The following is an 8,575-nucleotide window of genomic DNA, read 5'->3' on the forward strand; positions in this document are numbered from 1 at the left end:
TTTGGTGCCGGGCGGGCTGATCACGCCAGCCATATGGCCCGCATCGGCTAAAACGAATTTGATCGGCCCGGAATACAAGCGTGTCGCGGCATAGGTCGACTTCCATGGCGCAATGTGGTCTTCGCGCGCAGCCAGAATGAAGGTCGGAGTCGTGACCTTCGAAAGATCGATCGGCACGCCCGCCAACGTGATGCCGCCGGGTTTTGCCAAGAGATTTTGCTGATACATTCCACGCAAATAGAACGAATGCATCGCCGCGGGCATGCGCGTCGGATCGGAATTCCAAAACAAAAGATCAACGGGCACCTGCTCCTTGCCAAGCAGGTAGTTGCTGACGACGAAGGACCAGATCAGGTCATTGGCGCGCAACATATTGAAAGCTGTCGCCATCTCTTGCGCGTCCAGATAGCCGCGCTCGCGCATTCGTCTTTCGAGAGACGCCAGCTGCGCCTCGTCGATGAAGACGGCGATATCCCCGACGTCGGTAAAATCGACAAGCGTCGTGAAATAGGTGGCGCTTGTAATTCGGTCGTCGCCCTTCGCGGCCGAATATGCCATTGTCGCGGCGAGCAATGTTCCGCCGAGGCAATAGCCAATTGCGTTGACACTGTGCTCTCCGGTCGCAGACTCGATTGCGTCCAATGCCGCCAAAGGCCCCTCGAGCATGTAATTTTGAGGGCCATGTTTGGCGAGCTTCCCATGGGGAGTTAGCCAGGAGATGGCGAAGACCGTATGCCCCTGATCGACGGCCCATTTGATGAAAGAGTTCTTCGGCTTTAGATCGAGAACATAGAACTTATTGATCCATGGTGGCACGATGAGGAGTGGCCGCACGCGAACTTCTCTTGTCGACGGCGTATATTGGATTAATTGCATGAGCTCGTTTTGGTAGACGATCTTTCCTGGAGTGGTTGCGATGTTTTCGCCGAGGCGGAACGCCTTCATGTCGGTGGTCGTAATCGCAAGGCGGCCATTGCCGCGCTCCAGATCGGCAAGAAGGTTCTCCAGACCACGCAGCAGGTTCTGCCCGCCGGACGCAAGGGTTGCAGTGAGGACCTCCGGATTGGTGGCGACGAAATTGGAAGGTGACAAGGCATCAACGAACTGGCGGGTGTAGAAATCGACTTTGCGAGCCGAGGCCTCGTCCATGCCTTTGACTTCGCGGATTGCAGAAAGAATCGTCTCTGCCGCGACGAGATAATTGTCCTTCACGAAGTTGAAGATAGCATTCTCACTCCAGTCGGGATGCTTGAACCGTTTGTCTTTTGAGACATCGGCCTCGCGTGCAGGCAGCATGAGCATGCGTTCCGCAGTTTTCTGCCAGATACCCAGCGTCTTGTAGAATAGGTCGATCTGGGCGTTGGCGACTACCACCGGATCGGTCATCATCCTCGTCATGAGTTCGAAAAAATCGAACCCGAGCGTTGACCTGTTGCCTATACCGAATTTAATCGCGTCCGGTTGATAAGACACGAAGCAGCGCATCAGTACTTGGCTTTGTCCCGCGATGTTAAGCAGTTGCGCTGCAAGCGCAATTGGATCCCAGTTGAACTGCATCCGGTTGTCGGCCATCGTTTTCCCCTGCTGCAGGCCTGTACGGCGCAGCTTGGGTCGCGTCCAAAAGATTAACACCTCACCGGACGCGATTGGAAAACGAATAGACTCGATTTCGCTGTCTGGCCGATCCCTTGCGGTGTACCCAAAACGAAGTACCGCCGTCGTCGCGGCTACGAGCGGCGAAAATCGCCCAAACCTTTTGCGACGCAGCTAGACGTTGTGCGACCTCCTTCTCCCGATGTCATTACAACGTCGCCCAATGCAAGAAGAGGGGCGCGGGGGTTCGTCTCCGCAGCTCCAAGGGAGAGGAGCGACCGCTAAGCTCGGCGTTCAGCTTGAACTTTCGAACTACGCGATGGGAGGAAATGCCTGGGCGCTACTTCCGCCCCTCGCCTTTGGCGCTTCCCCTCGGCTTGCTTATTTGGTAACATGTTTTCATGAAGTCAGCAAGAAAAATTGTTACCAAAAAATCGAGGGGGCGCCCCCCTACGGGAATAGGGATTCAGGTGGGGGAGCGGTGGTCTCCAGAGGCCATTGCTGCCATTGATGATTGGCGCCGCAATCAGCCGGATTTACCGGGCCGTCCCGAAGCAATTAGGCGGTTGGTCGAGATCGGGCTGAAGGCGAAGGGGAAATAAGCGCGCCGGAGTTAAGAGGGGAATGAAACTATGAAGCCACTGATCGGACTTATCGCGCTGCTCTTTGCGGCTAACGCCGCCCTTGCTCAATCTCCCCCGAAAGCCGCTAGAAAGCCGGTTGTCCATGCCAAGCCGCAGGCGCCATTGGGATGCAAACTCGTCGGCACGGTCAGGGGCACGAAGATCTGGGCYGGTGACTGCATTGCTGCGGAGCCTACAGCGGAAACCCCACAGCCAGCACCGCCACCAGCCCCTAGCATGCCTCCCGCAGAGAAGGAGTGATCGGCATAGTTTCGGCGGGTTGAAAGTGGAACTGATGTCTGACCTAGAAGAACGCGGGGAGTTCGCGCAAAAGCGCGAAGCAACTGTCAAACAGCTTTTGCGCCGCGCTGCCAAACGCACCAGACCGAGTCAGGCCTTTTCGATCGTACTTCACGGCCAGGAGACAGGCGCGAACCGCGAGTTTGCGCCGGATCGAGACTCGGACGCCATGTTATGGTTCCTGATTGCGCTCCCGGTATTCATGGTCGCCCATGCAATCTGCGTGAAGATCGGCGCGATCTAGGAAGCTATCCCACGGCTGCGCTGAAAGATCTCCAAAGAAAAACCCGCCGGCCTTGTGAGCCAGCGGGAGTTATTCAGATAGCGAGAGGCGGACACCTATCGCTCCGTGGTGTTTAGCACCGCAGCCTGCGACAGTGAACGGCACCATCAATTCATCCTTAACGCTGTGCGGTGCGGGGACGGGGCCGTGGGGGACATACGCGGCCTTGTGCTTGGGGTGAGGGCCCGCCACGCAGCCAGCCCCCGGCGGGCCCGTTAAAGCGCCACGTGCAGTACCTGCACGACATGCACGTGCAATTTGTCGGCCAACCCCAGCCGCCAGTGTAACGAGGCCATTCCAAGATCAAACTGGGGCACCGCTCGGAACTAATAATCCCTCCAGACGAGCCGGCTGCAATTCGAGCATTGGTAGACCGAAATCTGACGCCTTTCGCGGGGGTCGAGAATGGTGGATCGCAGCTCGGTGACGATGTGGCAATCCTCGAACCTGGGGCGCAAATCGGTCCACGATGATTGAGTGACCACTAGCTGTTCGCGCATGTGATTCGCCTCCCCGTCCAAGGGATCAGATCGCGAATCCGGCATCAATATATATAATGGGTTAATTAAGCGCGCTTCAGGACTGGCACTCCACTTGCTCTGCAATGCCCAATCCGTCAGACCCAAGGTGGGCCTGTTTCATATTGAGGCGAGCCGATGCAACCGATGCCCCGTTTCGAAGCGATCGCACCAACCCAGCTCCATGCGCTGATCTCCAACCTCCGACGGCGCGTTCAATTCCTCGATGCCGACATTGAGGAGGAAGAGCGCAAGTCTCGTGTCTTCGACCCCGCTAACCACTCCTACCGGATGCTGGCTCTGACGTTGCGAGAACGCCGCGACAATCTGCGGACGACCGTCGCCACCCTGCAAAAGCAACTGGAGACCATCCTTCTACCGGCATCGGAGCGCGCCGCCTGAGGCCGTTTGCCACGGGTCGCCAGCACACACACCATGACTCAAGAGGTCAACACAGCAGCCACCGACACGCAGACGCCGGGCGCCGCCTCGGGGCTCCGACCTGCTCGGCGAGGCCCATCTCGCTACAGCCGGCGTTGTCATGACCGCCTGGATCGGTGGCCTGATTTGGGACGGAGTAGCATTGGTGATCTGGCTGTTACCCTAGAATAGATAGTGGGCGAGTTGCGCGGCCTTGATGGCGCCGCAGACGATCATTCCCCAAAGCGCGCAGCTGATCTGGATGGCGTCCAGCATGTCCCGTTCCCCCGTGGACTAGTTCGTCAGTTTTTTCTTTGATTAGAGCCGCGAGTCGCAAGCAGCGCCAGACAAAGGCTGTTGTGCGCCGCCGAAGGATGCACAGCTCATTCGCCTGGCTGAAGGGCCGCGGGATGCCGGGCCGAGCGGCAACTCAGGTGCCGCCGCCAAACTCGCAATTTCATGCGCGGATTCGCCAAACGGCACATCTAGTGCGGGAGGATCACACAATCGCCTTGAGCGCCATAACTTAGATTATTTTCCGCAAGTTCTCGCCATACCGTGCCCATACCGGCGATGTTGAATCTTGAGGAGGCTGGCACTTCTATCCAAATGGTTGTGCCGGAAAACTAGAGTCCCAGCCGGATAGCCCCCCGGGCTGGGGCCTTTTCTTGTGATGGTGCTGAGTCTTCGGTTAAGCCGGTCCACGTAGAATAGCCGGTGTTGTGCTGTCCCATACTCGCGGGAGCAAATTAGAACAGTGCAGTCAGTCGCCATCTTTTGTCTTTGGCTTATCGCCGCGGGCCGGGGTGATGAACACTAATTTGAACGCGGGCGCCGGGTATTTCGCTTGGAAGAGACGCACCGCCTCGGCTGCGGAATCCGCAGTTACACGTTCTTGAACAAGCCCACTATCGGCCTTCCCCTGAAAGCCCRCCACAAAGGTTGGCATGAGGCATCTGTCTCCTAAGATGCCTTTTGGACGAGCATGGGTCGTGCCACCGTTTATGTGCCGGATTGGGACGATCCACGGGACATTTAGGAGGAGAGCGCACTCTGCCTTCACTTCCCGTCCGCGGGTGCGGCCAGCCAGGAACATACATGAACTAATCTACCCCTTTAGAGGTAGGTTGGCGTTACAAATCCTGAACACCAACAGATCGTGGGCAGAACTTGAAGTGTCCTAATCTCGATTTACGAGTGTCCGAATTAGGACAGCCCCAAGCGTGAGACGGGGTAACCACGGACCCTGTTCGCGAAACGGGTGCGGCGCTGGATTTCCACTCGCGCCGTCCTGAACGGGCATCACCCGTCGCTAGCGATCGGCGGCTCGGCACACTGCCCCCGCCGAAACGTGTGCCGAGCCTAGCCGATCTCGCTGATCGAATTCCGACCGGCTGATGTCGATATTGTACCAACTATGCGGTTCTGAAAATTGCCTCGCTGCAACACTCGCGAATTTTCGACAGCTGCTAAGATTGCGACCATCTAAATTCCCGCGAACGTGCACTAATGTCGCGTGGCCGCCACACTCCAATGTGTTCCGACTCGGAACATGATTTCGGGACTCAACGTCACCGCCAGATTTTGGAATCATCGTCGCCAACCGGGCTGGAAGTATCGTACATTGCACTGACAGACAATTTTCCCGGACAAGGTCGCAGCGCTCAACGCCTGCGGCCTTTTTCGAGGCCGCCAGTGTCGACATTAAAGCCTAGCGTCGGATCAGACATCGTATTGGTCCTTAATCAATGGATCGAAATTTCGCGCGGCCGGCATCCCGCATTGGAGCAGAATGTGGCCCGATGCTCCGCGCCGCGGGCATAAGGTCGTCGAGCTTCTGTCCAATCGACAACCATCCCAACTCGCGCCATCGAACCACGGCCCGAAAAGCTCCGGGTCGTTCATGGCCTCTACGATGTTTGGCGTCGTGCTCAATTAGGCCTCGGCGCGCTCCGCTGCACGCTGCTGGAGACGATCGCGCAAGGTCGGGGGCGGCTGCTTGCGCTTGGCGGCCTTTTCCTGGAGCAGCGTCAGGATTCGTCGGCTGGTGCCCGAGATGCGGATCAGGTCGTCATTGTCGACGGGCTCACCGCGCACGATCGCTTCCTGTAGCTGCTCGGCGCGAAGTGCAAGGCCTGCCGCCTGGCGCACCAGGCCCATTTCAACCTCGCCGAGATCACTGCCGATCTCGGTGGCGAAGCTTGCGACAAGATCCCGGAAGCGCCTTGCCTCACGCGATCTGCCGTCAACGTTGGAAAGCAACCGCGTCCCGTTCGATATCTTCGAACGAGAAGTGGCGCAGCGCATAGCGAGTTCATTGCGAGTGGTTTGCATACACTCAAAATGCGCTCAAACGGAAAATGCGCAAGCACCCCACAGCGCCGCTAAACGGGCTCAATCGTTGATGAGCGATGAGCAGCGCTGATAGGTGCTAATGAGCGATGAAAATAATTTTCGAAAATGTTCTGGGAAGCAGCGCGCTTGCGGCTAAATCGCAGTGTTGCCGCATTCACTCCAGGACGAGCTGCACCGCGTAGATCCTGCGGTGCAGAAATTCGTCTGAAGGCCGAGCGCGCCCAACCATCGCTTTCTGCTCAGCCAGCATCCGGCCGAGGTGGCGCTCAGAGACTCGCTTTCAAGATTAGCTCACATTGCGAATATCAAGGTTAACCCGCGATCCCACTTCGCTCACGTCCGGCTCACTAATACGCTAAGGAAAAACTCCCTTAGGGTGGTACTCGAGCCATGGACACGATCGAACTGATTGGGGTCATAGCCGTTTCTTTCGCCCCGTTTCTGATCTCGGTTGGAGCGGTACTCTCGGTTGGAGGGTCCCGCAAATGGCCATTCCTCTCGTACGCGTTTTCGTTTTTCGCCGGCTTGCTCGCCGGGGAGGGTTTTGGCTTTCTGCTGTGGTCCATTTGCTGGATCATCGCATGGGTATTTGCCGGGATTGCCCTGAAGGCGCGTGGGGACCGTCCGATCCGAACCTCTTCGCCTGAAGATGGGCAGGCCCACGTTGCGGAAGTCGCTCTCGACCCACCTGCTGATAACGCTTCGCCGCGGGGGGGCAGCTCCGGCGACGAAGGCCAAGCAGCGTGAATGGCGCTCCGTCTATGGCTAGGACTCAGAGATGGAAGCACATGCGTTTTGCACCGTTTGGCTAATGCCCCATCCCTGAGTCAGGAAGGCACTATCCTCGATAGGCACGATTGCGGCGGCAGAACTGCCTGATCGCCGCCTCTGTGGCCAGCTCATTTTCGCAAACCTGCTTGCACACCCGCTCGAGGTAACGCAGCCGAAAATTTGGATGCCGCTTTTCAAACTCGGCCCTGCGAATGGTGTCGCTCTGGAACGCCTTGCCCATGCACACCTGACCAATGTAGGGCAGATCCTGCGGCCCGCGGGCACAGGCCTCGAAGAACACTTGTACGTAGTCGCAATCCCGCGCATCCCAGCTCGCGGCCTGCGCAGGACTCACCAGCAGCACCAGCCCGACCACTGCGGTTCGCATCTGCCAGCCTCTCGCTTGATACCGCTGCGTTCATACAGCATGTAAGATCCGGCGGCGGCGATAGCGAAATGGGTCGCCATGCCCTCCCGTACCCTGCCGTTCGAGCCAAAGCGCCTGGACCAACTCGCCGCAAGCTGAGTTCACGTGCTGCTGATAGCCGTCACTGCCGAAGAGGTGTTCAGAAATCTCGACCTCGGTGAGGTCCGGTCGCGCAGCAATCAATTCCAATATCCGCTGCTTTGTCATCATGGCACCAACCACCGTTTTCCATCAGATAGAACGTATCTGAAGGGCGCGCCGGGTGTGCTGTCCTAATTAGGACAAGTGTCGGGGCAGATTAAGGCCTTCTGAAGGGGTGCCTCTTTCGAGCAATCGTCAGAACTCAGTTGATTGCTGTAGAATTGGCAGCCTTCGGGTTCGAGCATCCAGGCTTGCCCGGAGCGCGAGGCGGTCTCGTCATTGGTAACCGCATTGGCGAGACCGCCGCCCAATAGTTCGCCATCCTCTGGCTTGTCTTCAGTCATTGCCCCAGGCCGGCGTGGAATAGTCCAACGCTACGCGCCGACCCTTGTACCATCCCCAATCGGATGGCTTGGGCTCAAACGGACAACTGTCTTCGCCCGGCATCGCGCCCCATTCCTCCGCAGCCTCCAAATACTCTTCCATGCTCATCATTTCAGAGGTTGGAGTCGCCGCGCGCATGATCAGCACAAATCCGCCCCACGAGATCCAGAGCACTGGGCAAAGCATGGCGCGACGCTGCGGAATTGTGCTGCGGTAGAGCCGTGCTTCATACTTGTTGCAAGCTCTGCCCGCTTGAAAGTCGAGGGGTGACGTGACAGATTCTATGCTGTTAATTGACCTCTGCGACCCCGCCCTGTGCCCAAGCTCCCCAGCTGGCACGGGGCTTCGCATTTCTGGCTCTGGCGGCGCCTGCATGGAGCACCTCCGGGTTTGCCAAAGCTCCAGAATGTCGTTTTCGGTCAGCCGAACCGGTTAGGCCGGTTTGCCAATCTAAGAGTATGTTTTTGGCTGATATGTCACTTCTGCTGGGATCGCCAGCTGTGGCAGGCAAATAGCCAAACAAAACCAAGGCTTGAGCTGCACCTGGTCGAGCATCGTCCGGCGTTCCGGTTGGAGAACAGGTGCGGACAAAAGGGGCCAATTGGCGCCAAGTGAAGTACAAAATCACGGAGAAATCCCAGGAGCCATTTCGCATATCGAAATACGTGACAGCGCCCACGCCGGACCATTATTGAAGCCCAGACCGCATCCATCACCATCAAGAAGCACGAAGCCGTTCCAGGCACCGGCAGCTATGAGG

9 protein-coding genes are annotated in these 8,575 nt (G+C 57.8%); 3 read left to right on the forward strand and 6 right to left on the reverse strand.

The annotated features are described in order from the left end of the window. The coding region (locus tag AC1D00_RS15380; RefSeq protein ID WP_477011259.1) for a PHA/PHB synthase family protein at positions 1-1,572 on the reverse strand (1,572 nt) is incomplete at its 3' end. A 939-nt stretch (positions 1,573-2,511) separates the two neighbouring features. Between AC1D00_RS15380 and AC1D00_RS15385 the strand changes: the two genes are divergently transcribed. Next, complete coding sequence (locus tag AC1D00_RS15385) at positions 2,512-2,760, forward strand: hypothetical protein (protein WP_477011260.1); 249 nt, start codon at positions 2,512-2,514, stop codon at positions 2,758-2,760. A gap of 704 nt (positions 2,761-3,464) precedes the next feature. After that, complete coding sequence (locus AC1D00_RS15390) at positions 3,465-3,719, forward strand: hypothetical protein (protein ID WP_477011261.1); 255 nt, start codon at positions 3,465-3,467, stop codon at positions 3,717-3,719. Between the two features lie 781 nt (positions 3,720-4,500). On the opposite strand, the gene AC1D00_RS15395 is transcribed toward AC1D00_RS15390, so the two are convergent. After that, positions 4,501-4,686, reverse strand: coding sequence for a hypothetical protein (locus AC1D00_RS15395; RefSeq protein ID WP_477011262.1), 186 nt, complete (start codon positions 4,684-4,686; stop codon positions 4,501-4,503). Between the two features lie 986 nt (positions 4,687-5,672). Beyond that, a complete protein-coding gene (locus AC1D00_RS15400; protein WP_477011263.1) occupies positions 5,673-5,999 on the reverse strand; it encodes a hypothetical protein in 327 nt (108 codons plus the stop codon). A gap of 483 nt (positions 6,000-6,482) precedes the next feature. On the opposite strand from AC1D00_RS15400, the gene AC1D00_RS15405 reads away from it, so the two are divergent. Continuing rightward, on the forward strand, positions 6,483-6,839 hold the full coding sequence (locus AC1D00_RS15405) for a hypothetical protein (protein WP_477011264.1): 357 nt from the start codon (positions 6,483-6,485) through the stop codon (positions 6,837-6,839). A 91-nt stretch (positions 6,840-6,930) separates the two neighbouring features. Here the strand turns inward: AC1D00_RS15405 and AC1D00_RS15410 are convergent, their stop codons facing one another. The 3 genes from AC1D00_RS15410 to AC1D00_RS15420 form a co-directional block, all read right to left on the reverse strand. After that, entirely contained in the window at positions 6,931-7,251 is a 321-nt protein-coding gene (locus AC1D00_RS15410; protein ID WP_477011265.1) for a hypothetical protein, read from the reverse strand. A 30-nt stretch (positions 7,252-7,281) separates the two neighbouring features. After that, on the reverse strand, positions 7,282-7,500 hold the full coding sequence (locus tag AC1D00_RS15415) for a hypothetical protein (RefSeq protein ID WP_477011266.1): 219 nt from the start codon (positions 7,498-7,500) through the stop codon (positions 7,282-7,284). A 62-nt stretch (positions 7,501-7,562) separates the two neighbouring features. Further along, complete coding sequence (locus tag AC1D00_RS15420) at positions 7,563-7,775, reverse strand: hypothetical protein (RefSeq protein WP_477011267.1); 213 nt, start codon at positions 7,773-7,775, stop codon at positions 7,563-7,565. Positions 7,776-8,575 lie beyond the last annotated feature (800 nt).

The organism is Bradyrhizobium sp. P2_E8 (genome assembly GCF_056403875.1).